Here is a 25,130-nt window from a genome sequence, read left to right as displayed (position 1 = left end):
CCGGGAAAGTCCTCACGGAGCCGATCGAGAGCCGGGTTATCGAACGAAGATGTGTCTTTCACGGATGGCCCCAGGGTCGGATTCGCTGTCGGGATATGTGTTATAAGAATCACAGCAGCGCATTGTTCCCGGCCAGCAAGTCGAACGGATCAATGCCGACCCCCCGAAAGATCAACGAAACCCGGCGACGGGTTTCACAAGGAGTTCCCATGGGATCGAGGAGTGAACCATATGAAGCCCCCGCAATTCAGACATTCGCCTGCGAAATGGCGGAGTGGCGCTCACAGGCCGGACTGACCAGGACTGGCCTCGCCGAGGTCCTCGGCTACACCCCGCAGTGGATCAGCCAGGTCGAGGCGGCCAAGAGCATCCCGTCCAGGGACTTCGCCGAGAACCTCGACACCTACTTCAAGACCAACGGCCTCTTCCACCGCCTGTGGAAGCGCATCATCGACACCCGTTACCAGGCCGTCCTCCCACCAGGCTTCCCCGAGTACCAGGAGCGCGAGGCCGAAGCCAGCCAGCTACGAAACTTCGAACTGACGCTGATCTACGGCCTCCTCCAGACCGAGAACTACATCCGTGCTGTGGTCGGCCACGACCAAGACCCGGACACCGCCGAACGGCTCGTCGCAGAACGCCTCGGACGACAGAAGCTCCTCACTCGCGAGAATGCGCCGCACGCGTGGTTCACCCTCGATGAGGCGGCGCTACGCCGTGAGATCTCGGGCCCGGAGGTCATGCGGGAGCAACTCGCCCACATCCTCGCCTTGGGTGAACGCTCCAATATCTCGATCGACGTCGTGCCGTTGAGTGAGGGGTACTACCCCGGCCTCACAGGAGGCTTCACCATTCTCAGCTTCTCCAACGCGCCGGACGTCGTCTACGGCGAGATAGCGGGGCAGGGGATGCTCCTCCAGGAGCCGCGAATCGTCGCGCGCTTCGCAGTAAGGTACAACTCACTGCGAGGTAACGCGCTTCGGGTCGAGGAATCACGGACCCTGATCAAGAGCATCATGGAGGAGTACGGATGACCAAACCTGATTTGTCAGCCGTGAACTGGCGTAAGTCGAGCCGTAGCGGCCACGAGGGTGGCGCCTGTGTTGAAGTCGCGAGTGCGGCGCCGGGTTTCGCTGTCCGGGACTCCAAGAACCCTGACGGCCCGAAGTTGACCTTCGGCAACGCAGCTTGGCGCGAGTTCACGAGCCACATCAAGGCCAACGCCCACGACCTTCCCTGAGCCGACCTGCCAGCCCCCGGAAGGAGCCCCCGCCCTCATTGGACGGGGGCTCGTCTCGGGAGGGAATCACCAGGATGACCCGTCCGCTGCTCCTCCTCGACGTCGACGGAGTGCTCAACCCGTTCGGTGCCTCCCGCTGCCCCTCGGGCTTCGCCGAACATGCTCTCTTCCCAGGTGAAGAACCCGTCCGGATCAATCCAGGGCACGGGACGTGGATCACCGAACTCCTCGACGACGAGCCCACCCTGCTGATCCCCATCGGCCCCGCGACCGGCCTCACCCGCCGCTCCGTCGATCAAGCCCTCGACTGGGCAGGCGACCTGTGACCCGCTGCCGCCCATCGGGAGACGAGCCCCGCATCGCTGACAGTCCGACCGAAGTAAGCCCTACGTGGTCATCCAATTACTGTTAGTTTGTAGTTCGTGCCCACGAACAAGCACGAGCTGCCGCTTGAGATGGTCCGCAACCGGCCGCAGCTCGTTCCCGAGCTCTTGCGCAGCGTCTTCGGCCTCGACGTGCCCGACCTTGTGTCGACCACGTTGACGTCGGAGTCCTACGCCGACGTCAACCCGGCCGAGTTGAGGTGTGACGCCACCGTCCTGCTCGGGGATCCCAAGCGCCCCAAGCTGGGTGTGGTTGTGGAGTCGCAGCTACGCCCACGGGATCAGAAGTCCTACAGTTGGCCGGCCTACCTCGCCTCACTGCGCCAGCGCCGTAAATGTCCCGTGATGCTTCTCGTCCTCTGCCCGGACAAGGTCACCGCGCGCGGTTGCGCCGCCCCGATCGACATGGGTCACCCCGGCTGGGTGCTCAATCCCCTGACCGTCCACCCGGGCATGCTCCCACCGATCGTGGACCCCGGGCAGGCGCGGCGGCTCCCCGAACTCGCGGTGCTCGCTGCCCCCGTTCATGCGGAAGGACCAGAGGTCAGAGCCGTCCTCGACAGCCTGACCGACGCTCTTCACTCGGTGGCCGGTGACACACGCAAGCTCTACTATGACTACGTAACGTCGCGGTTGTCTGACGCGGCCCGCAAGCTCCTGGAGGAGACCATGTCGGTCAAAGGCTACGAATGGGAGTCGGACTTCGCTAAGAGCCACCGCGAGGAGGGCCGCGCCGAAGGCCGCGAGGAGGGCCACACAGAAGGTGAGGTCAGGGCGCTCTTGCTGGTCCTGCAGAGCCGTGGCATTGCCGTCACCGATGATGTCCGCGGCCGGGTCGAAGGTTGCACCGATCTCGACCAGATCGAGCGCTGGGTTCAGCGCGCCTCCACCGCCGACACCGCTGACGACCTCTTCGACTAAACCTCCGCCTCCGGCATTCCTGGCGGCCAGACTCCCTGCTGCCGCCCCAAGCTCCTGGAGGAGACCTTGACGGTCAAGGAAGATCTTTTCGTCTAGGTCCCACGCTCGGCGCTACCCGAGTCGGTTAGCCGCGGTTCTCCGGGTGCCCCGGGTCTGCCGCAGGGGCGGTGCAGAGCTGGGCGGTCAAAGTGGCGTAGGCCCACTCTTCCCACTCTTCCGGCGACCAGTTGCGGTCCTGGACGAAGAGTAGGTACAGCTGCGGGCTGAGCAGCCCGAACAGTACGTCGGCGGCCGTCTCGACGGAGACGTCGGGGCGGGCTCCGGGCTTGCCGGCCAGCGCCTGGGCCGCGGCGTGCTGCACGGTGTAGCGCGGGTCGGGGTCGTCGGGCCATTGCGCGGCGATCTGCGGATCGGTGGCCGCGGCGGCCGCGATCAGCGGCATGATCGGGGCGACCCGGCCCAGGATCTCGCAGGTGCCGTGGACGTGGGCGCGCAATTGCCCGGCTGCGGTCGGCTCGGCGCACGCGGCGCGGAACCACTCACGATCCATGGTGGCGACCGGCTCGATGTCGCCGGCGATGGACGTGTCGACGACGTCCTTGAACAGCGTGCGCTTGTTGCCGAAGACGAAGTAGACCGTCTGGACGGCGACGCCCGCCCGGTCCGCGACCTCCTGCAGGCTCGTCGCCCCGTAACCCTGCGCGGCGAACAGCTCGCGAGCCGCCTCGACGACCTTCTCACGGGTGCGGCGTGAGCGCTCGGCTCGCTTGTCCGGCCGCTTGACTTCGTCCATTTTGCGAGTATATCTCTAGAGTACATCACTAGAGTTCAACTCTAGATACTTGGAGGAGACGATGGACCAGCCCAAGGCCACCCAGCGGCCGGAATCGGACCTGGCCTCAACGCAGCGAGACCCTGAGGAGGAGTCCGTCCGCCGCGCGCTGGAGGGCTACTACCGCACCGGCAAGCCACCGTGGGACACCGGCGTGACGCCGCCCGAGCTGGTCGCCCTGGTAGAGGGGCACGGCGCGCTGCCGCCCGGCCGCGCCCTGGAACTCGGCTGCGGCACGGGGACCAACGCCGTCTACCTCGCACGGCACGGCTGGGAGGTGACGGGCGTCGACCTGATCGACCGAGCCGTCGACCAGGCCAGGGAGAAGGCCGCGGCGGAGGGAGCGGAGGTACGGCTGCTGCACGGGGACGTCACCCGTCTCGACGAGCTGGACGTGCCGGGCCCCTTCGACCTGTTCTTCGACCTGAGCTGCTACTGCGGGGTCCCGCTGCACCGCCGCGACTCCTACGCCGCCGGGCTCACCCACCGCGCCGCTCCCGGAGCACGGCTGCTGATGTTCGGGTACGGTCCCGAGCCGCTCGGCAATCCGGTTCCCGAGGTCACGTCGTGGGCGGCGGGCGTCACAGCCGACGAGCTCCGCGCCAGGTTCTCCGGCTGGGAGCTGCTCGACGTCACCCCGGGCACCAACTCGGTGCCGACCTTCTGGTTCACGCTGCGCCGCGGCGCCTAGGAAGCATCAGCCGGCCGGTGCTCTCCCGAGGCCACGAGCCCGCCGTAGTTGCGGGCGGACACCGGTCGGCATCACGCGCGCTGCGTCGGCTCGCAGGACAGCGGCTGGACGGTGAGTCGCGACCCACAACACGGTGCGGCTGCAGCGGCCAGGCCCTGAGCGCCCGCCGCCACCGGCCCCACGAACTCCCGGCTATTCCGGTGCTGGATCAGGGTCGGTGAAGCCCTCCCCAGGATCGACGTTCTGGACGCCGTAGGCCTCGTGCATGAGTTCCTGAACGCCGTAGTAGATCTTGCAGTAGTCATCGTCGATGTCTTCGCCCTCCTCCTCATCCAAGAGATCACGGGGTTGGATGCAGATCTCCAGGTAGGTGTCGTCCGCGGCCTCTGGCGCTGGGTGCACGGCGGGCTGCTCGATGCGTAGCTGCTGGCGGTGCTGCAGCAGCGGTTCTTCTAGATGGGGAAGAACGCTGCTCAGGCCCTCCCAGTCGACCGAGATGAATGCAGCGTGGATGCTGCCGTGACCGGTGGCGTCAATGGTGATGTTCCGGTCGTAGATCTGTTTGAGCTCGGCTATGTCGCTGTCTTGGTCATGCAGGCCATGGTCGAAGGCTCGCCACAGGGCCGCCATGGTGTGCACCGTGCCGTCCGGGCAGGTGATCTGCAGAAAGTCGTGTATGTCGACGCCCCAGGTGAGTCGGCCGCGTTGCACCGCCCAGAGGTATTCGGTCTCCTTGGCGCCGAAGCCGATGTCGATCGGCCGTGGAGGGCCATCGGTCGGGCCGTAGATTTGATCAAGACAGCTTTGAATGTGTTCGGGCTGGTTGTAGACGAGCATGATGGCCCACTCGGCGGAGCCGTTGAAGGATCGTTCGAGCACGTAGGCGCTGGCACTGAGAGGTTGGCCAGGCAGGCGCCGTTGCCGTTTCGACATGGGTCGGCACGATAGCGGCGCGTCCCTTCGCCTGTCTTAATGATCTTGTGGCGGCTGCGCCCTCGGGTCCGGCCGCGGTGAGCAGAACCCGTTTCGTAGCAGCGGCAGCCGGGCTCGGCCGAACATTTGCCTTTTGATCATCTTGGTGTGGGTTGACGTTCGTTGGTATCCCCGACGACTGTCCAGCGCGACGAGCAGGCGAGGCGACCGTGTGAATGTGCTGGTTCGCCGTTCCGGTGCGGCACTAGCTTGCCGGGGTGGATCTTTTCTCGCGTTCCTGGACGGCGTTGCGCGCCGCGGTCGACGAACTTTCCGAGCAGGACTGGGAACGGCCGTCCGGCTGTACCGGCTGGCTCGTGCGGGACCTGGTGTGCCACCTGATCATCGACGCCCAGGACGTCCTGATCACGCTGGTCACGCCCGCCGACACCGAACCGACCGCGGACTCGGTCACCTACTGGGACCTTGTCGAACCCCCGACCGGCGAGGACCCGCTCGACGCACTGATCCCCCGGCTGGCCGCCGCGTACGGCGAGCCGAGGTTGCTCAAGTTCCATTTCGACGACGTCGGGTCCGCCGCCGGGCGCGCCGCCGAACTCGCCGACCCCGGCGTCCGCGTCAGCACCCAGGACAAGGTGCTGACCGCCGGCGACTACCTGTCCGCGTACGTCCTCGAATGGACGTTGCACCACCTCGACCTGATCGCGCACCTGCCCTCGGCCGCCGGACCGCCCGCCGAGACCCTCGCCGCCGCCCGCGCGGCACTGGACAAGATCGCCGGGGCACGGATTCCGGTGGCGTTCTCCGACACGGACGCCCTGCTGGTCGGCACCGGACGTCGAGCGCCGACGGACGCGGAGACCGCCGAACTGGGCGACCTGGCCGTGACGATCCCACTGATTCTCGGCTGACCGAGCCACGCCGGCGGCGGGAGGAACCGGACGTTCGCCGTGTTCGGTGGACGGCGGGGAATAGCAGACGGTTCTCCCTGTGCTTGACCTTGAGTGGCGAACGTCGTGGATATCGCACGTGCCGGGGTGGACGGGGCCGCGTCGCCGGCAGCGGTGTGGGAGATGTCGAGCTCGCACCATGTCCGGCTGTGGGCCCGCACGGCGCTCAGGACACCGTCGGGCTCGTGGTGGGGGCTGGTGCTGGCGGGTGAGGTCACGCTTGAGGCGGCATCGGGGTCCAGCGTTCTCGCCGAAGGCGACGCGGTCCTCGTGGACGCCCGTATCGCTCACCGGGCCATCGCGTCGAACCGGCACGAGCGGTCCGTTCTGGTCGTCGGGGATCTGCGCTTGGCCGTACCGGTCCATCGGCTGCCGAACCCCCTGATCGTTCGCGGCTTCGGCACCCGGCACACGGGCGTCGCGGAGCTCGTCGGGAAGTGCCCGCTTGAGCGCGTGTGCGAGCCCTCCCTCTTCGCCGCCAGCTACGGAAATCTGATCGGCGCGGCGATGACCGCTTCGTGGATCGAGGACCAGGGCGGCAGCGACAACGTCCGGATGGACGAGGCCGTCGCCGCCGTGGTGGCCGCGGTGACGGCCAGACCGGGGGAGCCGTGGACCGTCGAGGAAATGGCGCGCCTGGTCCATCTGTCGCGTTCCGCGCTGGGCGAGCGGTTCCGCCGCGCGCTCGGCCGCGGACCCGCGGAGGTGCTCCGGGAGGTGCGGATGCGGGAGGCGCGCCGACTGCTCGACGATCCCTCGCGTCCGGTGGAGTACGTCGCGTATGCCGTCGGGTACGGTTCCGCGGCCGCCTTCAGCCGGGCGTTCTCGTCCCACCATGGCGTCGCGCCGCAGGCCTGGCGCGACATGTCACCCACGCGGAACGCGCAGGGCGGCGAAGACCGTCCCGGACGCCGCGGCGAATCCGGTGCCGAGCAGGAAGGCGGCCGTGACGCCGTGCGCGTCCAGGAGCGCGCCTCCTGACGCCGACCCAAGCGTGATCGCCACCTGGAACGCGGTCACCTGCAACGACAGAGCCGATTCGGCGCGCTTGGGCTCGACGCGGGTCACCCACAACTGGGTGGCGACCGGGACCATGTTGAAGCCCAGACCCCACACGACGATCCCCACGGCCAGCACCGGAAGGGACGTCGCGGTCACGGTGGCGAGGAGGCCGGCGCCCAGCAGCAGCGGTGCCGCGGCGGCCACGATCCGCAACCGGCCCGCGAACCGTCCGGCCGCGAGGTTGCCGGCCATTCCGCCCACGCCCCAGGCGAGCAGCAGCCATACCGTGGCGTCCGCGTCGACCCCTTCGATCGCGAGCTTGATGTAGGGGTAGGCGGTGAAGTTGCCGAACGCGACCAGGACCACTCCCAGGACCCCGGCCATCAGCCACCTGTTGGCGAGCGCCGACCTGAGCATGGTGAATCCTGCGGCCGGATGCGGAGGCACCCGCGGCAGCGTCGCGGCGACGGCCAGGGCCGCGGCGGCGCTGAGGACGGCCGCGGCGCCGAACACCGAGCGCCAGCCGACCGCGTCACCGACCAGGGACGCCAGCGGGACGCCGGCGATGGTCGCGATGGTGACGCCGAGCGCGATCGACGTGGAGACCACGCTGTCCCGTCCCGGCACGGCGCGGGTGCCCGCGCCGAACGCGAACGACCAGTATCCCGCGATGGCGATGCCGAGTACGAGGCGGCCGAGGAGCAGGACGGCGAAGCCCGGCGCGATCGCCACGGCCAGGTTCGCGACGGCGGCCGCCACCAGGAGCCCGACGAGCACGGTACGCCGGTCGGTCCGCGGCAGCAGCGCCGCGATGCTCGGCGCCGTGACCGCGCCCGCGATCGCGGTGGCCGCCACGGAAAGGCCGACGGTGCCCTCGCTGAGCCCGAGGTCGGCGGCCATCGCGGGCAGCACGCTGGCGGGCAGGAACTCGCTGGCCACGAGCACCGCGATCCCGGCGGCGAGCGCGACGATCGGTGACCAGTTCGAACGGGTTCCCGGCGGAGCCGAGACCTCGGGCGGCGAAGAGCCGGGGGACGTTGGTGACGACTGGGCGGCTGTCATGGGGTCCAGCTTCGCCACGTCCCCGTCATCGTGGTTGATCGTGTGAAGCGTGCGATTGATCGCTCGACCGGCCTTGCGCCGGCCACGCTCCCGTCCGCGTCAGGCGGCGGCGTCCGTGAACTTCACGTGGGGTCAGCGGGTGGGGCGGGAGGCTCGGCGGTGGCCGAAGCGGATTCCGCTCAGGACGAGGTCGGCCAGGAACAGCAGCACACCGATGATCAGTAGGTAGAACAGGCCCTTCACGACGAATCCGATGATTCCTAGCGCAATCGCCACCAAGAGGATGAACAGGAACAATGCCACGGCGATCCCTCCCTGGTGACGTGGTGGCCGGTCAGCGGCGTGCCAGGCGGCGCTCGTCCGGGGCCGCCTGGTAGGGCAGGTCGTAGTAGTCGAAGACCGCCTGCTCATCGCCGGCGAGAAGCTCTCCGTCGGTACTGATCGCGGGAGCGTTCCTGATCTCCTTCTTCGCGTGCGCGACACGGACGTACTCCGGCCCCACCGACGCCCCGGAGAGCGGAGCGAACACGAGGCGCTGCCGGGTCGGCAGGCCGGTCTTGATGGTGGCGAAGGAAGGCTGATCGGTCGCGGTGTCGACGTAGATGGCCTCCAGTTGGCCGACCTTGCTTCCGCTCTCGTCGATCACTTCGCGGCCGCGCCACTGCCGAATGTCCTCGATCTCGAACATGTCACGTCCAGCCGTTGGGTCCCGAACCCTGGTCAGGTCACTGCCCCTACCCGGCTCGCGGAAGTTATGCCTCCCGCCGCGCCGGACCCGTCGCAGGTGGGGGGGTGCGGTGACCGGGATGGCGGCCTAGCGTGGTCTGACATGCTCAGGTCCACTCAACCCCGGGATCGGGAGGCGGAATGATGGCCGGCCGGACGCAGGTGATCGCCTACCGGTTCGCCGCGCACGGGCTCGGCCCCGAGGGGCGGGCGGAGACGGTGCTGGCGACCGGCGTCCAGGACTATCCGCCGGGGCGGAGCGCGTCACTCGCCCTGCGGCTGCGGACGGGCCAGGCGCCGGACGCGGTGCTCGTTCATTCGATACGGGCCGCCATGCACATGCACCGTGCCGCCGACCTGGCACGGCTGGCGGCGGCGCTGCGGGTCGAGGACGGGGCCGATCTGCCTCCGCAGTCGATCGGGCCGTTCGGTGCCGGACTCGCCCAGGAGGGGATCGCCTTCGGCGCCGCGCTGGACGAGGTCGCCACGGCGATGCGGGCGGTGGTCGCGGACGGGCGGTCGCCGACGAAGGGTGAACTCAGCGGCGCCGTGAGCCCGGAGGTGGACCGGCGGCTCACGCCGTGGTGTGAGGGTTGCGGGGTGTTCCACGTCCAGGATCAGTTGTTCCGGCGGGCGACGCTTCAGGCCGGGCTCGTCATCGAGGTCGACACCGCGGCTCCGAGCCGGTTCCGTTACCGTCCGGCCGAGCCGTTCCCGCCTGCGGATCCACCCGGCTGCCGCACCGAGCTGGTTCGGTGTTTCCTGGCGACGTCCGGTCCGGCGAAACCGGCTCAGCTTGCGTCCTGGCTGGGCATCACGCCGGGCGCTGCGCGTCGTTGGTGGAAACCCGTCGAGGATGAGCTGCGTCCCGTCGAGGTGGACGGGGCCCAGTACTGGGCGCATGCCGAGCAGATCGATGCGCTCGGGGCGGCGGCTGATCCGAGTGGTGTCCGTCTGCTGCCGCCGTACGATCCGCTCACCGAACTGGGCGACCGGCATCTCCTGGTGCCCGACCCGGCCCTGCGGAAGGCGGTGTGGCGGCCGGCGGCCAATCCGGGCATCGTGCTGGTCGACGGTGAGATCGCCGGGGTGTGGCGGCAACGGCGGAAACGGGACCGGCTGGCGTTGACGGTCGAGCCGTTCGATGCGCTGGATCCCCGGCAGCGTGCTGCGGCGGGGTCCGATGCGGCCACGATCGCCGGCAGTGTCGGCGCCTCCGGCTTCGACCTGGATTTCGGGCCGGCATTCCGGTCGTGACGCATCGTGAACGGCCGATGGTGCGGCCGGGTCCCGGCGGGTCGCCGGGGCGAGTCCCGCCGCGGACGGAATCTTCGCAGGTGGTGCTTCCGGTGATCGGGTGGTCCCTGACAGTGGCGGGCCGGAGGGTTTCGCCGGGCGAACCGGCCGGAGTTCCCCGATGTGTTGACTCTTTGTAACGATCCCGGCCGAATTAGGTCGAATATCGACCTACACTTTGCTCCCGGGCTCCACACGGGTCATGATTTGCCTCACACGAGTAACGTAAGTAAGTAATTACCCCCCGTGTACGGCGCGCAACGCAGGGGCACGAGAGCTGGGAGGTTCTGTGGCGGACGATGGTTCGACCACGAACGGGCGCCTGTGGCCGGATCTGCCGAGGGAACTGGCAGACCACATGCGGCCGCACCTCGACGAGGTGGCGGACGACATGATCCAGGAGATCCAGACGCGCGTCAGGGAGTACGACCGGCCGGGAGACGGCTCCTACTCGGGAACACTGCGGCTCGCCGTCGAGCGCGTGCTCCACTACTTCGTCGACCGGGTGGCCGACCCCGGGCACGACTCCGCGCCGGTGGTGGACTTCTTCCGCGCCATAGGCCGGGGCGAGGCCGGGGAGGGGCGCAGCCTCGACGCCATGCAGAGCGCGATGCGGGTCGGCGGCATGATCGCCTGGCGCCGGCTCAGCGAGGGCGCCGACGTCCTGAAGGTCTCGCCGCGCACCCTCGGTGCCGTCGGCGAGGTGATGATGGAGTTCCAGAACGACCTGGCGCACGCGGCGGCCGAGGGGTTCTCCCAGGCCAAGGCCGCCGTCGCGGGTGAGATGCAGCGCCGCCGCAAGCGCCTGCTCGACCTGCTGTTCGCCGACCCGCCCGCCGCACAGGAGGCCATCGCCGACCTTGCCGCCGCCGCGCACTGGCCCGTCCCCCGGACGGTCGCCGCGGTGGCGCTCGGCCGCCACCACCAGGGCGCCCGGCAGCCCGCGTTCCCGCCCGACGTCCTCGCCGACCTCACCCGCCGCACGCCCAGCCTGATCATCCCCGATCCGGACGGCCCCGGACGCGCCAAGCTCGTCGACCGCGCCCTGGCCGGGACGCTCGCCGTCGTCGGCCCGACCGTCCCGCTGATGGAGGCGGCGCGTTCGATCCAGTGGGCCCGCAAGACGCTCTGTCTCGTCCAGCGCGGCGTGATCGAGACGGAGAGCGGCGTGATCCGCAGCGTGGAGCACATGTCCACGCTGATCCTGTTCCAGGACGAGGGGCTCATCACCTCGCTGGCCGACCTGCGTCTCGCGCCGCTGGCGCACCTGCGGCCCAGCCAGCAGGACCGGCTGGCCGAGACGCTGCTGGCGTGGCTGCAGTCGGGCCGCAACGCCAACGAGGTCGCGATGCGGCTGCACGTCCACCCGCAGACCGTCCGGTACCGGCTGCGTCAGCTGGAGGAGCTGTTCGGCGACCAGCTTCTCGACCGGGACCTGCGGTTCGACCTGGAGATCGTGCTGCGCGCCCGCGCGCTGCTGGCGGACAACGCCGGCGAACGCCTGATCCAGCCACCCAGCGAGGCCGTCGGCGGCTCCGGCGAGGTGGTCACCTTCCGCCGGACCTGACCGTCCCGGCCCGGCCGCCCGTCCCCGGCCCGGCCGGCCCGGCGCGGAGCCGCTCGGCGGTGGCGACGCGCTCGGCCAGCCGGGTCTGGGCGTCGCAGAGCAGCCACAGTTCGCCCTCGTCCGCCGCGACGATCTCCTCCAGGCAGCCGTTCAGCAGCTGGTAGTCCGAGAGGGGGTTGACCCGGGTGGCCCGCAGGCCGCTGTTCGAGCGTTCGCTGTGCCAGCCGGGCATGCACATGATCACCGACATCGCGCGGGCTCCTTCGGTGGGCCTATGGTAGGTCTACCATAGGACGGTCTAGCACCGGTCACAACGCGTTCGGCATAACCCCAAAAGACGTCCGTTCGGTGTGGCATCTGTACGGTGTGAGGTCAACACATCGACCCGGAGCAGGATCTGGTATGCCCCGACCCCCCACGAAGGCACAGGCGATCAGCAACGCGCTGGCCGCCCGGATCATCGAGGGTGAGCTCGATCCGGGCGTGTGGCTGCCGTCCGAGCGGGAGCTGGCGCGGGAGTACGAGGCCGACCGCTCGACCGTCCGGCGGGCCCTGCGGATGCTGTCCGACCAGGGGCTCGTGCAGCCGCGTCCCGGCGCCGGCACCCAGGTGCGGACGGCGCAGCGGGTGCGGCGCGCGGCCGCCGACATCACCCGGCAGGACGGGGCGTGGCGCGGATTCCACGTCTCGGCGCGCAAGGACGGCCGCACGCCGTTCACCCGGACGACCGTCACCGAGGTCGAGGCCGGCGAGCGGCTCGCGCCCCGGCTGGACGTGCCGCCCGGGACGCGTGTCCTGGAACGTGCCCGCGTCCAGGGAGTGGAAGGCGAACCGCCCGTCCAGACGGCGACGACCTGGGTGATCCCCGAGATCGTCGAGCAGATCCCGGTGCTGCGCCAGGTCGACACCGGTCCGGGCGGCATCTACTCGCGGCTGGAGGAGGTCGGCCACCGCATCACGTTCGAGGAGTCGGTGACGTGCCGGCTGCCGTGCGCGGACGAGCAGGAGGTGCTGGAGATCGGTCCCGACCAGCCCGTCCTCACGCTGTGGCGCCGCGCGTACGACAAGGATGGCCGCGTCGTCGAGGTAACCCACCGGGTGGTGGTCGGCGACCGGCACGAACTCGTCTACCGCTACGGGTCGGGAGCCTGAGCATGCATGACACCGGAAAGCCCGGCGAGCCCGCGGTCCGCCAGGTCGGCACGCGGGTCGTCTACGAGAACCCCTGGATGGTCGTCCGGGAGGACGAGGTCGAACGGCTGGACGGCTCGCGCGGCATCTACGGAGTCGTCGACAAACCCGACTTCGTACTCGTCATCCCCGTCGAAGGGGACGGGTTCCACCTCGTGGAGGAGTTCCGGTACCCGATCGGGAAACGCACCTGGAACTTCCCGCAGGGCTCCCTCCCCGGCCGGCAGGACGCCGACCCCGAGGAACTGGCCCGCCTGGAACTCGCGCAGGAGACCGGGCTGCGCGCGGGGACGCTGAAGCACCTCGGCCACCTGCACTGCTCGCACGGGACGAGCGGCCAGGGCTTCAACGTCTTCGTCGCGTCCGACCTGCGCGCCGGGGAGACCGACCGGGAGCCCGAGGAGCAGGACATGCGGCAGCGGTGGTTCTCCAGGGACGAGTTCACGGCGCTGGTGCGGGAGGGCCGCATCACCGACGACTCGACCCTCGCCGCATTCGCCCTGCTCACCATGGACGACCAGGCGACCGCGGACGACAGCGTCAACCGGAACGGTACGAGTCGGTAGCGCAGCTCGCCGAGTCGTCCACGGGGCGGCGCTTCAGGATCTCGCGGGCCCTGCTCCGCGCGTAGTTCGCGCCCATCGCCGGCTCGTCGTCGTTCAGGTCGAGGGCGATGGAGCGCAGGGCGCAGGACCGCTGCGGCTCGGGCAGCCGGTCCAGCGCCGGGACGGCGTCGGCGGACAGCCCCCGCAGGTACTCGACGTCGACCTTGCCGGTGTCCTCGTAGCGGTCGACGTTGTGCTCGGCGATGAACCCGTCCGGGCTGATCGACACCAGCGCGATCATCGCGACGGCGCCACCGGCCGCGACCGCCCGCGGCAGCCACGCGACACGTCCCTTCACGACGCCCGCGACCGCGACCAGCACCACCACGCCGCCGAGCCAGAACTCGAACGCGTGCACCCACAGCCGCAGCCGCGTCCAGCCGAAGGTCTCCTCGTACAGGTAGAGGCGCCGCAGCGCGACCGCGACGACGACGAGGGTCAGCGCGCACAGCAGCCCGAGCAGGCCCCGGACGGTGACGCGGTCGCCGCGCCCGCCGGACGGCGCGTACCGCATGGCGACCGCGACGACCGCGAGGACGAGGACCGTCACGACGACGAGCTGGAAGAAGCCCTGCCGCGCGTACTCGGCGTAGGTGAGGCCGGTCGACGCGAGCAGCTTGTCCTTGTCGCCGGCGAGGAACACACCGGCCTGGATCGCGCAGAACACCAGGAACAGCAGGTCGAGCGCGGCGATCGGCACGGCCCACGACCAGCGTCCGGCCGGTTTGGCGGGGTCGGGGTTCAGCATCCGCAGCGGCGGCGGCGCCTGCCCGAGGTACGCGGCGGCGGACGCCACCGCCAGCGTCGCGGCACCCGCGAACGCGTACACGAAGACGGAGAGCGGCGAGATCTCGGGGACGAGACCGGAGGCGAGGCTGCCGAACGCCGCGTCCGCCCCCATGAACAGGCCGCCGAACACCGCGAGCAGCCCGGTCACGATCAGGCCCGTCCGGATGACCGGCCAGGCGTTGCCCCGGCTCGGCGACGCCGCCTGATACGCGCCGCGTCCCGCCCACGGGATCATGTAGCCGACGGCCGGCACGACCGCGAGCCCCCCGCCGAGGACCTCCACCCAGGAGCGTCCGCCGCACGCCGCGTACGAGCCGGCGGCGACGGCGAGCAGCAACGCCGGCAGGACGATCCAGTCCGCGTCCCGGACCGCCGCGCTCGCCGACAGCAGCACCGCGAGCAGCAGGAACACGACCCCGGTCCGGTTGAACCACGAACCCCCCTTCCCGGGCCCGCTCCGGACGAGACGCCCCGCCGACCAGGCCGACGCCCCGGTCACGTACGCGACGGCGGTGGCGGTGATGAGGACCCCCACGCCGAGATGCCCGCCGAGCAGCGACGGCCCGACCGTGACGGCGCCGATCAGCCCGGCGATGGCCGCGCCCGCCGCCAGCGCGGGCGACATCGGAAGCGCGGGACGCTTCCAGGCCGTGACGGCCCGGTCCAGCTTCGTCGGCGTGTAGACCATCGGAGGAGGCGGCGGATACCCGCGGACACCGTGAGGCGCCGAGTAGGGCGGGCGCCCCTGACCGGCCGGATAGTGGCCGGCCCCGTGACCCGCCGGATACTGCGCGGCCCCATAAGGCGCCTGCGGCGGCGCACCCCCCGCCGGCCCGGCGCCCATCTCCCCCGACCCCCGGGGAGGAGCAGCCTTCCTTCCGGGACCCGTCGGCGCCGCCCATCCGGCCCCCGCCTTGGCGGAGGCCGCGGTCGCCTCTCCGGGGCCGGTGTCCGCCTCCTCCGGGCCGGAGTCCGCCTCATCTGCGGGGCCGGTGTCCGCCTCGCCGGGGGCGGCGGCCGGCTCCTTGTCCGGCGGAGAGGGCTCTTCGGGCCGGCCGGACGGGTCCTGCGGAGGTTTCGTCATGCGGTTTCTCCGATGTTCGGGGGGATCACCACGCGGATGCGGCAGCCGCTCGGTGTGTCCAGGACGGTGATGTCGCCGCCGTGCAGGTCGGTCGCCCAGCTCGCGATGGCGAGGCCGAGGCCGGTGCCGCCGCCCGGCGTCCCGGCGCGGGGGCCGGACGCGGAACCGCGGGTGAAGCGTTCGAAGACACGGGCGCGTTCCTCCGGGGGAATGCCGGGTCCCTCATCGGCTACTTCGATGGCGAGACCGCCCGGCAGGTTTGCCGGACGCGCCGTCACGGTGACGGGACTGCCGTCCGGGCCGTGCCGGGCCGCGTTGTCGAGCAGGTTCGCGATGATCTGGTGGAGCCGGTCGCGGTCGGCGACGGCGTGCAGGCCGGGCGCGACATCGGCCTCGAACAGGGCGTCCGGATGCCCGGCGGTGGCTTCCGCCAGGACGTCTGCGACGAACGCCGCCACGTCGATGTCGGCCACGTCCAGCGCCGCCGCGCCCGCCTCGACCCGCGACAGGTCCAGGAGTTGCGTGACGAGGCGTCCGAGCCTCTCGGTCTGGTCCAGGGCCGATTCGAGGACGTCGGGTGTCGCGGGCGTGACACCGTCCGCGACGTTCTCCAGGACGGCCCGCAGCGCGCTGATCGGGGTGCGCAGCTCGTGTGACACGTTCGCGACGAACTCGCGCCGCTGCCGGTCGACCTCGGCGAGGTCGGCGGCCATCCGGTTGAAGGCCTGCGCCAGTTCGCCGACCTCGTCCCGCGACGTGGCCCGCACCCGGCGGCTGTAGTCGCCGCGCGCCATCGCCCGCGCCGCCGTCGTCATCTCCCGCAGCGGCGCGGTCATGCCGTGCGCGACGAGCTGTATCACCACGACCGAGATGAGCAGGCCGACCGGCATCGTCTCCCGCGCCCGGAACCCCAGCGGGTACCCCCACAGAACGATCAGCACGGCGACGCAGGCGGTGACGACCACCACGACGCCGAACTTCACCTTGATCGACCGGAGTGGGTCCAGGGGGCGGGGAAGCCTTGTCCACAGCCTGTGGACGACCCCTCGTTCGACGGCCGTCACGACGTTCCCTCCAGGCTGTAGCCGACACCGTGGACGGTCCGGATCAGGCCTTGCCCGAGTTTCCGCCGCAGCGCCTTGACGTGGCTGTCGACGACCCGCGTCCCGGACGCGTCGGCCCAATCCCACACCTGTTCGAGCAGGACGGCGCGCGTCAGCACCGTCCCGCGGTTCCGCAAGAGGCAGGCGAGCAGGTCGAACTCGGTGGGCGTGAGATGCACTTCGCGGCCGTCCCGGCGAACCCGGCGGGCCCGCGGATCGACCTCCAGCGCGCCCATCCGCACGGGCTCGTCCGCCACGGCGTCCGCCGCCGGCCGGTCGACGCGCCGCAGCACCGCGCGGATGCGGGCCACGAGCTCCCGCATGCTGAACGGCTTGGTCACGTAGTCGTCGGCGCCGACGCCGAGCCCGACGATGAGGTCCGTCTCGTCGTCGCGGGCGGTCAGCATCAGCACCGGCACGGGCCGTGCCGCCTGCACCCGCCGGCAGACCTCCAGCCCGTCGAACCCGGGCAGCATCACGTCCAGCACGATCAGGTGCGGCTCGTACGCGCGGGCGCGTTCGACCGCCGACGGCCCGTCCCCGGCGACCTCGACGCCGAACCCCTCCGCCACCAGCCGGTCGGCCACCGCCCGCGCGATCGTCGGCTCGTCCTCGACGACGAGGATCCGCGTCTCGTTCCCAGTCACGAAACAGACTCTAGAAGCCTGTTATGTGCGCATCGAGCGTGAAATGTGCAGGACTTGTGAAGAACTACGGCCCGAGGGGCCAGGTGTGGACGGGGTCGTTGTGGCCCATGTGGTCCACGTAGGAGCGGGTCATCATGCGCAGGGCCTCGTGTCTCGGGGTGCCGAAGGAGTCCTCGATCGCCTGGACGGTGTTGATCTGCCAGGCGGCGCCGGTCTGGCCGGTGACGCAGCGACGCTCGACGATCCCGAGGAGGCGGTCGCGGCGGGCCGGGTCGACGCCCCAGCGTTGGAGGCCTTCGTGGGCCAGGGGGAGGAGTTTGCGGAGGATGAGTTCGGCGGCGGGGACCTCGCCCAGGCCGGGCCAGTAAAGGTCGGCGTCGAGGCCGTCGCGGGCGGCGCGGTGGAGGTTCTCTTCCGCCGTGGCGAAGGACATGCGCGTCCAGACCGGACGTTCGTCTTCGGCGAGCATGCGGACGACGCCGTAGTAGAAGGCGCCGTTGGCGATGACGTCGGCGACGGAGGGGCCGGCGGGGAGGACGCGGTTCTCCACGCGTAGATGGGGGCGGCCCTTGACGACCGCGTAGATGGGACGGTTCCAGCGGTAGATCGTGCCGTTGTGGAGGGTGAGTTCGTCCAGCTCGGGGATTCCGCCGTCGTCGAGGACGGCGCGCGGGTCTTCGTCCTCGCAGAGGGGCAGCAGGGCGGGGAAGTAGCGGGCGTTCTCCTCGAACAGGTCGAAGACGGAGGTGATCCAGCGTTCGCCGAACCAGACCCGGGGCCTGACGCCCTGGGCCTTGAGTTCGTCCGGGCGGGTGTCGGTGGCCTGTTCGAACAGGCTGATCCGGGTCTCGTGGAAGAGCCGGTGGCCGAACAGGTAGGGGGAGTTGGCGCCCATGGCGACCTGCGGGCCCGCGATGGCCTGGGCGGCGTTCCAGTACGCGCCGAACTGGTCGGGGCTCACCTGCAGGTGGAACTGGACGCTGGTGCAGGCGGCCTCGGGGAGGATCGTGTCGGCGTGCATGTGCAGCGGTTCGGGGCCGTCGATGGCGATGCGCATCTCTTCGCCGCGGGCCGCGAAGATCTGGTCGTTCAGCATCTTGTAGCGGCTGTTGGCGGAGAGGGTCTCCTCGCCGATGTCGGTGCGCCGCAGGGTGGGCAGGATGCCGATCATGGCGAGCCGGCCGCCGACCTCCCGGGCCCGGTCGTCGGCGTGCTGGAGGTGGCCGCGGACCTCCGTCTCCAGCTCGCCGGTGCTTTCGCCGCCGAGTTCCCGGGGCGGAATGTTGATCTCCAGGTTGAACTGGCCGAGCTCGGTGGCCCAGGCCGGGTCGGCGATCGCCTTGAGCACGTCCGCGTTGCGCATCAGCGGGTCGCCGATCGTGTCGATCAGGTTCAGCTCGATCTCCAGGCCGATGTGGGGGTGCTCGAAGTCGAACTGGGATTCACCCAGCATGCGGGCCAGCACGTCCAGGCACCTGCGTACCTTGTCGCGGTACCGTCGCCGGTCCTCGCCGCTGATGGTGACCGAAGCCACGTCCCTGCCCATGTGTCCGTCCCTGTGCTCCGGAAGAACCGTCATAAAACGGGATGTCCCGGTGAGGGGAGGTGAAAACCCGGCACCAGATTTCGGGCTTCCCGATTGATGACCGGCGGGTAGCGTTGTGCCTCGTCCGGAAACCGGCATTTCCCTCGGGGAGGGGCCATGAGCCTGCGCCCCCGGTCCATCCGGGGCAGGGACACGCTCGTCGCCTCCGTGATCGCCGCCCTCGTGTTCGGCATCACCGCGATCGGCGTCGACGTCGCCGTGCGCAGCGCGGTCAACGCCGACGTCCTCCGCCAGACACAGGTCGAGGGCCGGCGGGTCAGCGGCGGTGTCCGCGACGGCACGCTGGAAGGGCCCATCGCGGACGACACCCGCGGCGGCGTCCTGATCCAGGTCGTCGCGCCCGGCGGGCGTGTGACGAACGCGACACCCGAGGTAGCGGGCAGACCGCCGGTGAGCAGACTCTGGCCGTCGAGCAACCTGCGGGTCCGCGACTACACCGAGTGCCACGGCGGCTGGCCGGACCGCCGGTGCTACGTCCTGGAGGCCATCCGCGCCACGACGGCGTCCGACTCCGTGGTCGTGTACGCGGCGTCGCCGCTGCCGTCCTATCTGGTGAACGGGCTGCTGGAGGCGCTGCTCGCCGGGAGCGTCCTGCTGCTCGCCGGGGCCGTCGCGTGGATCACCTGGCGGGTCGTCGGCCGTACCCTCGGCCCGGTCGAGGCGATCCGCGCCCAGCTCGCCGAGATCAGCGCCACCGACCTGAGCCGCCGCGTCCCGCAGCCGCCCGGGCACGACGAGATCGCCCAGCTCGCCCGGACCGCCAACGCGACACTCGACCGGCTGGAACGCGCGGTCGGACGGCAGCGGCAGTTCGCGTCCGACGCGTCCCATGAGCTGCGGACCCCGATCGCGGGACTGCGGGCCAACCTGGAGGACGCGTCGATGCACCCCGACGACAACGACCTGCGGGCCGTCATCGAGTCGGCGCTGCACGACACCGACCGGCTGGAGTCGATCGTCGCCGACCTTCTCCTGCTCGCCCGCATCGGCACCGGCGGGACCGCCGCGCAGGAGCCGATCGACCTGTCCGCGCTGGCGGACGCCGAGGTCGGCCGCCGCACCTTCGCCCTGAAGATCGCCACGGAGGTCACCCGGGACGTGGCGGTGCGCGGCGTCCGCATGCAGCTGGTCCGGCTGCTGGGCAACCTGCTGGACAACGCCGAACGCTACGCCGACTCGTCCATCACGGTCGAGGTGGCGCGGCGGGACGGCCGGGCACTGCTCACCGTCACCGACGACGGGCCGGGCATCGCGCCCGCCGACCGCGAGCGGATCTTCGAACGCTTCACCCGCCTCGACACCGCCCGCAGCCGCGGCGCCGGCGGCACCGGCCTCGGCCTCGCGATCGCGCGGGAGATCGCCCAGGCGCACGGCGGTACCCTCCGCGTCGAGGACCGTCCCGCCGGGGCCCGTTTCGCCCTCTGCCTCCCGCTCGCCGCGGCGTCCCCCGACCGGCGTCCGAACCGCGCCTGAGCCTTGGCCCGCCAAAGGGCCGCGGCAGGCCAAAGGGCCGCCCACAGCCTGTGGACGGCCCTTCTCGGTTCGGGTCAGGCGAGGACGGCCTGGACCTCAAGCTGAAGGTCGACCTTGTCGCTGAGCAGGGCCTTCTCGCCACCCTTGATCGGGATGTTGAACTCGATGCCCCAGTCCTTGCGGTTGATCGTGGCCTCGGCGGAGAACCCGGCGCGCGTCCCGCCCCAGGGGTCCTCGCCGACGCCGTTGAACTCGACGCGGAGGCTCAGCGGACGGGTGACGTCCTTGATGGTCAGGTCGCCGTCCAGGTAGTACTCGCCGCCCTCGGTGCGCACGCCCGTGGTGGTGAAGGCCATGGTCGGGTACTTCTCGACGTCCAGGACGTCGGACGTCCGCACGTGCGCGTCCCGGTCGGGGTTGCGGGTGTCGAGCGAAGCCATCTTGATCTCGGCCGTGGCCGTCGACTCGCTGAGCTCCTCGGCGATCTGCACGGCGCCGGTGAACTCGGTGAACGTCCCCCGCACCTTGGTCATCAGGTGGCGGATGACAAAGGTGACCTCGGAGTGCCCGGGGTCGATGTTCCAGGTTCCGGCGGTCAGTCCGGGGGCGACGGTGGCGATGCTCATGGGAACTCCTGCGCTAGATGTGCTTGAAAGTTCAACGACTCTGCAGAGTTTAGTTGAGGGTTCAAACACTTGTCAAACCCCGTTTGTTCCGGGCGCCCGTCAATGCCCGGCAATGGTCCGCCACCGGCCCCGGAACACGGTCCGCAACTTGTTCCACACACCGTGCAACCCCATGGCGGCCTCGTGCGTAATCAGCGGGCACAGAGGCGAACCGGAAGGACGGGAAGGGACGCGGAGACCCCGTCCACCCGGCATCCATGACATCGGGAGTCTTCTTGAGCGACGAAACCGTGAGGGACGAAACACCGCACGGCACGGTTCTCCGGGCCCGCCGGCCCGCGGCCGGCACGGCCGCACTGGCGGTCATCGCGATCCTCGTGAGCGGCTGCGGGGGAGGACAGGAGCCGGCCGGCGCCAAGGCGTCGCCGGCGGGCGGCGCGGGCGAACTGCCCCAGGCCACCACCTACACCACCCTGGACGACCTGCCGCGCGACTCGGCGCCGTCCGCCAAGGTGGACGGGACGGTGGTGCACCCGAACGAGGCGGCGCCCGTGTCGGCCAAACCCGGCGCGCCCGCCGTCGCCGAACTGCCGGCCACCCAGCTCAAGGGCCCGACCTGGGTTCCCGTGCTGGAGAGCCGTCCCGGCTGGCGGCGCGTGCTGCTCCCGAGCCGCCCCAACGGCGTCACCGGCTGGATCCCCGACGCCGGGCTGAAGACCGCGCGCAGCACCCACGTCATCAAGGTGGACCTCAGCGAACGCAAGCTGACCCTCCTCGACTCCGGACGCCCGAAGGGAACCTGGCAGGTGGCGGTCGGCACGCGCAAGACGCCCACCCCGACCGGCCGGACGTTCCTGCTCGCCTCCCTCGCCCCGGCCAAGCCGACCTACAGCCCGCTGATCCTGCCGGTCGGCGCGCACTCCGCGACGCTCGACACCTACGGGGGCGGCCCCGGGACGGTGGCGTTCCACGGCTGGCCGTCCACGTCCGTCTTCGGCAAGGCCGTCACGCACGGCTGCGTTCGCGTCCCCGCGGACGCCCTCAAGCGCCTCGCCAAGATCCCGCTCGGTACGCCCGTCCACATCACGGACTGACGTTCCCCGATTCTCCGGCCGTGAGGCCGGTTTCCCCGCTCACACCCCAACCAGTTCAGAATCAAGGAGAACCATCGTGCGTTTGCAGGCACTCACCAAGTGCGTGGCCACCGTCGGCGCGCTCGCCCTGCCCTTCGCTGTCGCCGTCCCCGCCGCGTCCGCGACCAGCGGCGGCGCCGGCTCCGCGTTCGCCGTCTCCGCCAGCGGGCCCATCGCGATCCCGGCGACCCCGTCGGTGACCTCCACCGCCCAGAAGCCGGAGCGCAAGAGCGTCGCCGAACTGCCGGCCAACCCCCTCGTCCAGGCTGGCGTGCTCAACGCCGCCGCCTGGTCCGGGCACGCCCGCGCCTCGGTCGCCGACCTCAAGATCGCCAAGCTCGGACTCAGCGCGAGCGCGGTCACCGCCAAGTGCGAGAACGGCAACGGCGTCTCCCACCTGGTCAAGGCGTCGCTGAACGGCAAGAAGCTCAAGGCCGCCGCGACGCCCAACAGCTCGGTCAAGGTCGACCTGCCGAGCCTCGGCAACGCCACGGTCACGCTCAACAGGCACGTCCGCGACAAGGACGGCAGCCTCACCATCACGGCCATCGAGGTGAGCCTGGTCGTCGCCGGCAAGACCCAGACGATCAGCATCGCGTCCGTCACCTGCGGCAAGGACGGCGGCAAGCCCGGCGAGCCGTCCGACCCGGGCAAGCCGGGCGGCGACCCGTCCGCGTCCCCGGCGCCCGCCCCGTCGGGCCCGCCGAGCGCCGCCCCGGTGCCCACCCCCGTGACCGGCGACCTCCCCGTGACCGGCTGACCCCGTGACCGGCTGACACGTCCACGCCCGGAAGGACCCGCACCCCACGGCGCGGGTCCTTCTCGTCGCCACCCGGTTGGTCGCCGGATCAGGTCAGGACCCGGTGGCCTGTCAGCGCAGCCGGTCGTAGACCATGGCCATCTCGCCCAGCTCGCCGGTCTCCTGGTGGGCGAGCGTCCACCTGGAAGCCGGCAGGCCGTCGTCGAACAGCCGCTGCCCGCCCCCGGTGATCTCGGGGGAGATCATGAGGTACAGCCGGTCGAGCAGGTCCGCCGAGAGAAGCGCCTTGATGAGGCTCGCGCTGCTGTTGACGAGGATGTCGCCTCCGCCGGTGGCCTTGAGTTCGGCGACGACGTCCGCGGCGGGGGCGTTCACCACTCGGGTGCGTTCCCACGGCGCTTCGTCCAAGGTGGTCGAGAAGACCACCTTTTCTACGCCGACCAGCCACGTCGCGTATCCGCGATCACGCGGGTCGGCGTTCTCGTCCGAGGCGACCGATGGCCAGTACCCCAGGAACCCTTCGGCGTTGACCCGGCCGAGCAGCGCCGTCGTCGCGCCCTCCCAGATGCGGCTGAGGTGGCCCCGCGCGACCTCGGTGGTCGCATACGGGACGATCGCGCCCAGGTCGGCGGCCCCGCCAGGGCCGTTGTAACGCCCGTCGAGGGTGAGGTTGATGTTCGCGGTCACCCTGCGTCCGGGGATCTGCTCCGTCATCTGGTGCTCCTTGTATCGATGTCGTGGTCGGTGCCGTGCGTGTCCGCCGCGAGGGCGGCCGCGAGCTTGTCGAGGCTCTGGCCGAAGCCGATCTCGATGCCCGCGATGAAGTCCGCCGACTCGACGGTGCTGTCGGTGATCCGCAAGTGGACGTCGAGGTCGGTGCCGCCGCCGGTGGGCCGGAGGTCGAGGTCGACGTGGGCGGTGAAGGCGACGCCGCCGCCGGGAAGCAGAGGGGAGAGCCGGTAGGCGAGGCGCTCACCGGGGCGTACCTCGTCGACGACTCCCTCCGCGCGTCCGGCGACCATGTCGGAGCCGTCGGCGTCCTCGGCATCGCGGTACTCGTGGACGATCCGTCCAGCCGGTCGCGCCTCGAAGACGAGTTCGGAGACGCGGAGGTCGTCGGGCGTCCACCACCGGGAGAGCAGGGAAACCTCGGTCAGGTGGCGCCAGACCACATCGGGGCGCCCCGGCAGCGACCGGGGGAACCTGAACGAGCGGCCGTCGGCCCATCCCGGCGCCTTCGCGGCGAGTCGCTCCGCCTGGAGGCTGCGCCCATGGCGGTCGTAGGTCTCACGCATGCCGCCCGCCTGGTCCGCGGCGTCGGCGAGCCGGCCGAGCGCGGCCGCCAGTTCCCGCAGGGGGCCGGGCTGGAGTGCGTAGATGCGGCGCTGGCCGTTGCGCCGGGAGGTGACGACACCGGCCCGCTCAAGGGCTTGCAGGTGCTTGGTCGTCTGCGGCTGGCGCGCCCCGGCGAGCTGCGCCAGCACGCCGACCGAGCGGGGCCGCTCGGCCAGCAGGCCCACGAGCCGCCAGCGTGCCGTGTCGGCCAACGCGCTGAGAAGTGCCTCCATGAGAAGAAGTATTCTCCACGACGAATATTCGTGTCAAGGAATATTCTTACCCATGCCACCGGCCTCGTGTGACGCGGAGTCGTGCCTCCATCTGGGCGAATGGTCCGAACGCGGCGTTCGGACCGTGGGACGAATCCGGCGGCAGCCGTCACCCTGAGAACCCGGACCCTGAGAACCCGGACCCCTGAGATGAATGAACCCGAAGTAGACAGCCTTCTGCGCCGTCGGCCACAAGCCCTAATGGGCGGCCGCCTATGCAAGGAATGCGACGAGTACAACCGACGAGGACCAGGCCCCCGTGCCGGTGCCGACGAGCGCGGCGTGGACCATTCCAAGCGCGTACCGGTCCGGTGCCCCTGGCCGTAGGGTTGAGGTGGAGGTGAAGATCATGCGCACCGAGCAGGGCTACCAGCCGATGACCATGGTCGGCCTGGCCCATCACCTGGTCGGCACACGAGACGACGAGACCCGGTGGCGGCTGATCGCCGAGTTTCTCGAAGAGTACCGGCACGAGCCCCGGACCGAACGCCTGGTGCTCCTCACTGACGAACCCACATCCACGGGCGATGAGCATTGGGACGTGTTCCTGGCGGCGCTCGCCGAGCACCTGGCAGCCCGGGACGGGCTCGGTGCCCCCTCCTGGGCCGAGTCTCGCCGTCTGTACCGTTTCTGGTTCCCGTTCAACACTCCTGCCGCCAGGGCCGACGCCATCGTTCACGCGCCGGCCGCCTTCCGCCGACGTGGCGTGTTCGTCGCACCGCAGGAACTGGAGGTCGCGTGAGTGACGTGGAACCGCTCCTGGACCGCGGTGGCTGGCGCGACTGATCTTGGAGGACCTCTTCGAGGCCGGCCGAGGATCCGTCTGAGCCAGGGTGAAGCTCGCGTCCAAGGTCGCGATGATCCCCTGCTATGGGCCCAGCCCGCTTCAAGGGCCCGGCAGGG

At 70.4% G+C, this 25,130-nt stretch carries 28 protein-coding genes; 15 read left to right on the top strand and 13 right to left on the bottom strand.

All coding sequences use genetic code 11. The annotated features are described in order from the left end of the window. Positions 1 to 266 precede the first annotated feature (266 nt). From ACGFK0_RS26815 to ACGFK0_RS26800, 4 genes are all read left to right on the top strand, one after another. On the top strand, positions 267 to 1,034 hold the full coding sequence (locus ACGFK0_RS26815; RefSeq protein WP_392909443.1) for a helix-turn-helix domain-containing protein: 768 nt from the start codon (positions 267 to 269) through the stop codon (positions 1,032 to 1,034). Beyond that, positions 1,031 to 1,240, top strand: coding sequence for a DUF397 domain-containing protein (locus tag ACGFK0_RS26810; RefSeq protein ID WP_392909441.1), 210 nt, complete (start codon positions 1,031 to 1,033; stop codon positions 1,238 to 1,240). Before ACGFK0_RS26815 ends, ACGFK0_RS26810 begins: the two co-directional genes overlap by 4 nt. Positions 1,241 to 1,314: 74 nt before the next feature. Continuing rightward, complete coding sequence (locus ACGFK0_RS26805) at positions 1,315 to 1,566, top strand: hypothetical protein (protein WP_392909438.1); 252 nt, start codon at positions 1,315 to 1,317, stop codon at positions 1,564 to 1,566. A gap of 96 nt (positions 1,567 to 1,662) precedes the next feature. Beyond that, the gene (locus ACGFK0_RS26800; protein ID WP_392909436.1) at positions 1,663 to 2,544 is read left to right on the top strand and encodes a hypothetical protein; all 882 of its coding nucleotides are present in this window, start codon (positions 1,663 to 1,665) and stop codon (positions 2,542 to 2,544) included. Positions 2,545 to 2,668: 124 nt separating this feature from the next. Here the strand turns inward: ACGFK0_RS26800 and ACGFK0_RS26795 are convergent, their stop codons facing one another. Further along, entirely contained in the window at positions 2,669 to 3,337 is a 669-nt protein-coding gene (locus ACGFK0_RS26795; protein WP_392909434.1) for a TetR/AcrR family transcriptional regulator, read from the bottom strand. A gap of 61 nt (positions 3,338 to 3,398) precedes the next feature. Here ACGFK0_RS26795 and ACGFK0_RS26790 point away from each other — a divergent pair, with 61 nt between their 5' ends. Further along, on the top strand, positions 3,399 to 4,067 hold the full coding sequence (locus tag ACGFK0_RS26790; protein ID WP_392909432.1) for a class I SAM-dependent methyltransferase: 669 nt from the start codon (positions 3,399 to 3,401) through the stop codon (positions 4,065 to 4,067). Between the two features lie 192 nt (positions 4,068 to 4,259). On the opposite strand, the gene ACGFK0_RS26785 is transcribed toward ACGFK0_RS26790, so the two are convergent. Beyond that, positions 4,260 to 5,000 (bottom strand): hypothetical protein, encoded by a 741-nt coding sequence (locus ACGFK0_RS26785; protein WP_392909430.1) that lies wholly within the window; start codon positions 4,998 to 5,000, stop codon positions 4,260 to 4,262. Positions 5,001 to 5,257: 257 nt separating this feature from the next. Between ACGFK0_RS26785 and ACGFK0_RS26780 the strand changes: the two genes are divergently transcribed. Beyond that, on the top strand, positions 5,258 to 5,911 hold the full coding sequence (locus tag ACGFK0_RS26780) for a maleylpyruvate isomerase N-terminal domain-containing protein (RefSeq protein WP_392909428.1): 654 nt from the start codon (positions 5,258 to 5,260) through the stop codon (positions 5,909 to 5,911). A gap of 162 nt (positions 5,912 to 6,073) precedes the next feature. After that, a complete protein-coding gene (locus ACGFK0_RS26775; protein ID WP_392909426.1) occupies positions 6,074 to 6,931 on the top strand; it encodes a helix-turn-helix domain-containing protein in 858 nt (285 codons plus the stop codon). On the opposite strand, the gene ACGFK0_RS26770 is transcribed toward ACGFK0_RS26775, so the two are convergent. From ACGFK0_RS26770 to ACGFK0_RS26760, 3 genes are all read right to left on the bottom strand, one after another. After that, positions 6,818 to 8,014, bottom strand: coding sequence for an MFS transporter (locus ACGFK0_RS26770; protein ID WP_392909424.1), 1,197 nt, complete (start codon positions 8,012 to 8,014; stop codon positions 6,818 to 6,820). The two genes, ACGFK0_RS26775 and ACGFK0_RS26770, sit on opposite strands and share 114 nt — an antisense overlap. A 132-nt stretch (positions 8,015 to 8,146) precedes the next feature. Continuing rightward, a complete protein-coding gene (locus tag ACGFK0_RS26765) occupies positions 8,147 to 8,317 on the bottom strand; it encodes a hypothetical protein (RefSeq protein ID WP_392909422.1) in 171 nt (56 codons plus the stop codon). A gap of 31 nt (positions 8,318 to 8,348) precedes the next feature. Next, on the bottom strand, positions 8,349 to 8,702 hold the full coding sequence (locus tag ACGFK0_RS26760; RefSeq protein WP_392909420.1) for a PRC-barrel domain-containing protein: 354 nt from the start codon (positions 8,700 to 8,702) through the stop codon (positions 8,349 to 8,351). Between the two features lie 182 nt (positions 8,703 to 8,884). On the opposite strand from ACGFK0_RS26760, the gene ACGFK0_RS26755 reads away from it, so the two are divergent. Further along, a complete protein-coding gene (locus tag ACGFK0_RS26755; RefSeq protein ID WP_392909418.1) occupies positions 8,885 to 9,997 on the top strand; it encodes a winged helix DNA-binding domain-containing protein in 1,113 nt (370 codons plus the stop codon). Between the two features lie 328 nt (positions 9,998 to 10,325). Further along, positions 10,326 to 11,603, top strand: coding sequence for a helix-turn-helix domain-containing protein (locus ACGFK0_RS26750; protein WP_392909416.1), 1,278 nt, complete (start codon positions 10,326 to 10,328; stop codon positions 11,601 to 11,603). On the opposite strand, the gene ACGFK0_RS26745 is transcribed toward ACGFK0_RS26750, so the two are convergent. Next, entirely contained in the window at positions 11,584 to 11,853 is a 270-nt protein-coding gene (locus tag ACGFK0_RS26745; RefSeq protein WP_392909414.1) for a hypothetical protein, read from the bottom strand. The genes ACGFK0_RS26750 and ACGFK0_RS26745 overlap by 20 nt on opposite strands. Positions 11,854 to 12,005: 152 nt before the next feature. Between ACGFK0_RS26745 and ACGFK0_RS26740 the strand changes: the two genes are divergently transcribed. Next, entirely contained in the window at positions 12,006 to 12,755 is a 750-nt protein-coding gene (locus ACGFK0_RS26740) for a GntR family transcriptional regulator (protein WP_392909412.1), read from the top strand. 2 nt (positions 12,756 to 12,757) lie between these two features. Further along, positions 12,758 to 13,360: an NUDIX domain-containing protein gene (locus ACGFK0_RS26735; protein ID WP_392909410.1), complete on the top strand. Its 603-nt coding sequence runs from the start codon at positions 12,758 to 12,760 to the stop codon at positions 13,358 to 13,360. Here the strand turns inward: ACGFK0_RS26735 and ACGFK0_RS26730 are convergent. The 4 genes from ACGFK0_RS26730 to ACGFK0_RS26715 all read right to left on the bottom strand — a co-directional run bounded on the left by ACGFK0_RS26730 (position 13,335) and on the right by ACGFK0_RS26715 (position 18,568). Then, positions 13,335 to 15,272, bottom strand: a complete 1,938-nt coding sequence (locus ACGFK0_RS26730) for a DUF4153 domain-containing protein (protein WP_392909408.1) — start codon at positions 15,270 to 15,272, stop codon at positions 13,335 to 13,337. The two genes, ACGFK0_RS26735 and ACGFK0_RS26730, sit on opposite strands and share 26 nt — an antisense overlap. Next, positions 15,269 to 16,336 (bottom strand): ATP-binding protein, encoded by a 1,068-nt coding sequence (locus ACGFK0_RS26725; protein ID WP_392909406.1) that lies wholly within the window; start codon positions 16,334 to 16,336, stop codon positions 15,269 to 15,271. The genes ACGFK0_RS26730 and ACGFK0_RS26725 overlap by 4 nt, the downstream gene beginning before the upstream one ends. Beyond that, the gene (locus ACGFK0_RS26720) at positions 16,333 to 17,022 is read right to left on the bottom strand and encodes a response regulator transcription factor (RefSeq protein ID WP_392909404.1); all 690 of its coding nucleotides are present in this window, start codon (positions 17,020 to 17,022) and stop codon (positions 16,333 to 16,335) included. The genes ACGFK0_RS26725 and ACGFK0_RS26720 overlap by 4 nt, the downstream gene beginning before the upstream one ends. Before the next feature lie 64 nt (positions 17,023 to 17,086). Beyond that, on the bottom strand, positions 17,087 to 18,568 hold the full coding sequence (locus ACGFK0_RS26715) for a glutamate--cysteine ligase (RefSeq protein ID WP_392909402.1): 1,482 nt from the start codon (positions 18,566 to 18,568) through the stop codon (positions 17,087 to 17,089). A gap of 156 nt (positions 18,569 to 18,724) precedes the next feature. Here ACGFK0_RS26715 and ACGFK0_RS26710 point away from each other — a divergent pair, with 156 nt between their 5' ends. Further along, positions 18,725 to 20,101 (top strand): sensor histidine kinase, encoded by a 1,377-nt coding sequence (locus ACGFK0_RS26710; RefSeq protein ID WP_392909400.1) that lies wholly within the window; start codon positions 18,725 to 18,727, stop codon positions 20,099 to 20,101. Between the two features lie 74 nt (positions 20,102 to 20,175). Here the strand turns inward: ACGFK0_RS26710 and ACGFK0_RS26705 are convergent, their stop codons facing one another. Then, the gene (locus tag ACGFK0_RS26705; RefSeq protein WP_392909398.1) at positions 20,176 to 20,727 is read right to left on the bottom strand and encodes a YceI family protein; all 552 of its coding nucleotides are present in this window, start codon (positions 20,725 to 20,727) and stop codon (positions 20,176 to 20,178) included. Positions 20,728 to 21,002: 275 nt separating this feature from the next. Here ACGFK0_RS26705 and ACGFK0_RS26700 point away from each other — a divergent pair, with 275 nt between their 5' ends. Next, entirely contained in the window at positions 21,003 to 21,821 is an 819-nt protein-coding gene (locus tag ACGFK0_RS26700; RefSeq protein ID WP_392909396.1) for a L,D-transpeptidase, read from the top strand. A 76-nt stretch (positions 21,822 to 21,897) separates the two neighbouring features. Continuing rightward, entirely contained in the window at positions 21,898 to 22,620 is a 723-nt protein-coding gene (locus ACGFK0_RS26695; protein ID WP_392909394.1) for a hypothetical protein, read from the top strand. A 111-nt stretch (positions 22,621 to 22,731) separates the two neighbouring features. Here the strand turns inward: ACGFK0_RS26695 and ACGFK0_RS26690 are convergent, their stop codons facing one another. Together ACGFK0_RS26690 and ACGFK0_RS26685 are read right to left on the bottom strand one after the other, a co-directional pair. Then, positions 22,732 to 23,334, bottom strand: a complete 603-nt coding sequence (locus ACGFK0_RS26690; RefSeq protein WP_392909392.1) for a dihydrofolate reductase family protein — start codon at positions 23,332 to 23,334, stop codon at positions 22,732 to 22,734. Beyond that, positions 23,331 to 24,188, bottom strand: coding sequence for a metalloregulator ArsR/SmtB family transcription factor (locus ACGFK0_RS26685; protein WP_392909390.1), 858 nt, complete (start codon positions 24,186 to 24,188; stop codon positions 23,331 to 23,333). The genes ACGFK0_RS26690 and ACGFK0_RS26685 overlap by 4 nt, the downstream gene beginning before the upstream one ends. Positions 24,189 to 24,561: 373 nt before the next feature. On the opposite strand from ACGFK0_RS26685, the gene ACGFK0_RS26680 reads away from it, so the two are divergent. Continuing rightward, the gene (locus ACGFK0_RS26680; protein ID WP_392909388.1) at positions 24,562 to 24,969 is read left to right on the top strand and encodes a hypothetical protein; all 408 of its coding nucleotides are present in this window, start codon (positions 24,562 to 24,564) and stop codon (positions 24,967 to 24,969) included. Positions 24,970 to 25,130: the final 161 nt, after the last annotated feature.

Origin of the sequence: Spirillospora sp. NPDC048823, from assembly GCF_043198445.1 — a bacterium.
GTDB lineage: Bacteria > Actinomycetota > Actinomycetes > Streptosporangiales > Streptosporangiaceae > Spirillospora.
The sequence above is the reverse complement of the archived record's forward strand: the minus strand, read 5'-3'. Positions and strand labels throughout refer to the sequence as shown.

Excerpts from the sequence above, each read along its gene's own strand:
- ACGFK0_RS26815 (WP_392909443.1), top strand. The coding sequence starts at position 267 with ATGGCGGAGTGGCGCTCACAGGCCGGACTGACCAGGACTGGCCTCGCC.
- ACGFK0_RS26810 (WP_392909441.1), top strand. The coding sequence starts at position 1,031 with ATGACCAAACCTGATTTGTCAGCCGTGAACTGGCGTAAGTCGAGCCGT.
- ACGFK0_RS26805 (WP_392909438.1), top strand. The coding sequence starts at position 1,315 with ATGACCCGTCCGCTGCTCCTCCTCGACGTCGACGGAGTGCTCAACCCG.
- ACGFK0_RS26795 (WP_392909434.1), bottom strand. The coding sequence starts at position 3,337 with ATGGACGAAGTCAAGCGGCCGGACAAGCGAGCCGAGCGCTCACGCCGC.
- ACGFK0_RS26790 (WP_392909432.1), top strand. The coding sequence starts at position 3,399 with ATGGACCAGCCCAAGGCCACCCAGCGGCCGGAATCGGACCTGGCCTCA.
- ACGFK0_RS26785 (WP_392909430.1), bottom strand. The coding sequence starts at position 5,000 with ATGTCGAAACGGCAACGGCGCCTGCCTGGCCAACCTCTCAGTGCCAGC.
- ACGFK0_RS26775 (WP_392909426.1), top strand. The coding sequence starts at position 6,074 with ATGTCGAGCTCGCACCATGTCCGGCTGTGGGCCCGCACGGCGCTCAGG.
- ACGFK0_RS26770 (WP_392909424.1), bottom strand. The coding sequence starts at position 8,014 with ATGACAGCCGCCCAGTCGTCACCAACGTCCCCCGGCTCTTCGCCGCCC.
- ACGFK0_RS26760 (WP_392909420.1), bottom strand. The coding sequence starts at position 8,702 with ATGTTCGAGATCGAGGACATTCGGCAGTGGCGCGGCCGCGAAGTGATC.
- ACGFK0_RS26755 (WP_392909418.1), top strand. The coding sequence starts at position 8,885 with ATGGCCGGCCGGACGCAGGTGATCGCCTACCGGTTCGCCGCGCACGGG.
- ACGFK0_RS26745 (WP_392909414.1), bottom strand. The coding sequence starts at position 11,853 with ATGTCGGTGATCATGTGCATGCCCGGCTGGCACAGCGAACGCTCGAAC.
- ACGFK0_RS26740 (WP_392909412.1), top strand. The coding sequence starts at position 12,006 with ATGCCCCGACCCCCCACGAAGGCACAGGCGATCAGCAACGCGCTGGCC.
- ACGFK0_RS26735 (WP_392909410.1), top strand. The coding sequence starts at position 12,758 with ATGCATGACACCGGAAAGCCCGGCGAGCCCGCGGTCCGCCAGGTCGGC.
- ACGFK0_RS26730 (WP_392909408.1), bottom strand. The coding sequence starts at position 15,272 with ATGACGAAACCTCCGCAGGACCCGTCCGGCCGGCCCGAAGAGCCCTCT.
- ACGFK0_RS26715 (WP_392909402.1), bottom strand. The coding sequence starts at position 18,568 with ATGGGCAGGGACGTGGCTTCGGTCACCATCAGCGGCGAGGACCGGCGA.
- ACGFK0_RS26710 (WP_392909400.1), top strand. The coding sequence starts at position 18,725 with ATGAGCCTGCGCCCCCGGTCCATCCGGGGCAGGGACACGCTCGTCGCC.
- ACGFK0_RS26705 (WP_392909398.1), bottom strand. The coding sequence starts at position 20,727 with ATGAGCATCGCCACCGTCGCCCCCGGACTGACCGCCGGAACCTGGAAC.
- ACGFK0_RS26690 (WP_392909392.1), bottom strand. The coding sequence starts at position 23,334 with ATGACGGAGCAGATCCCCGGACGCAGGGTGACCGCGAACATCAACCTC.
- ACGFK0_RS26685 (WP_392909390.1), bottom strand. The coding sequence starts at position 24,188 with ATGGAGGCACTTCTCAGCGCGTTGGCCGACACGGCACGCTGGCGGCTC.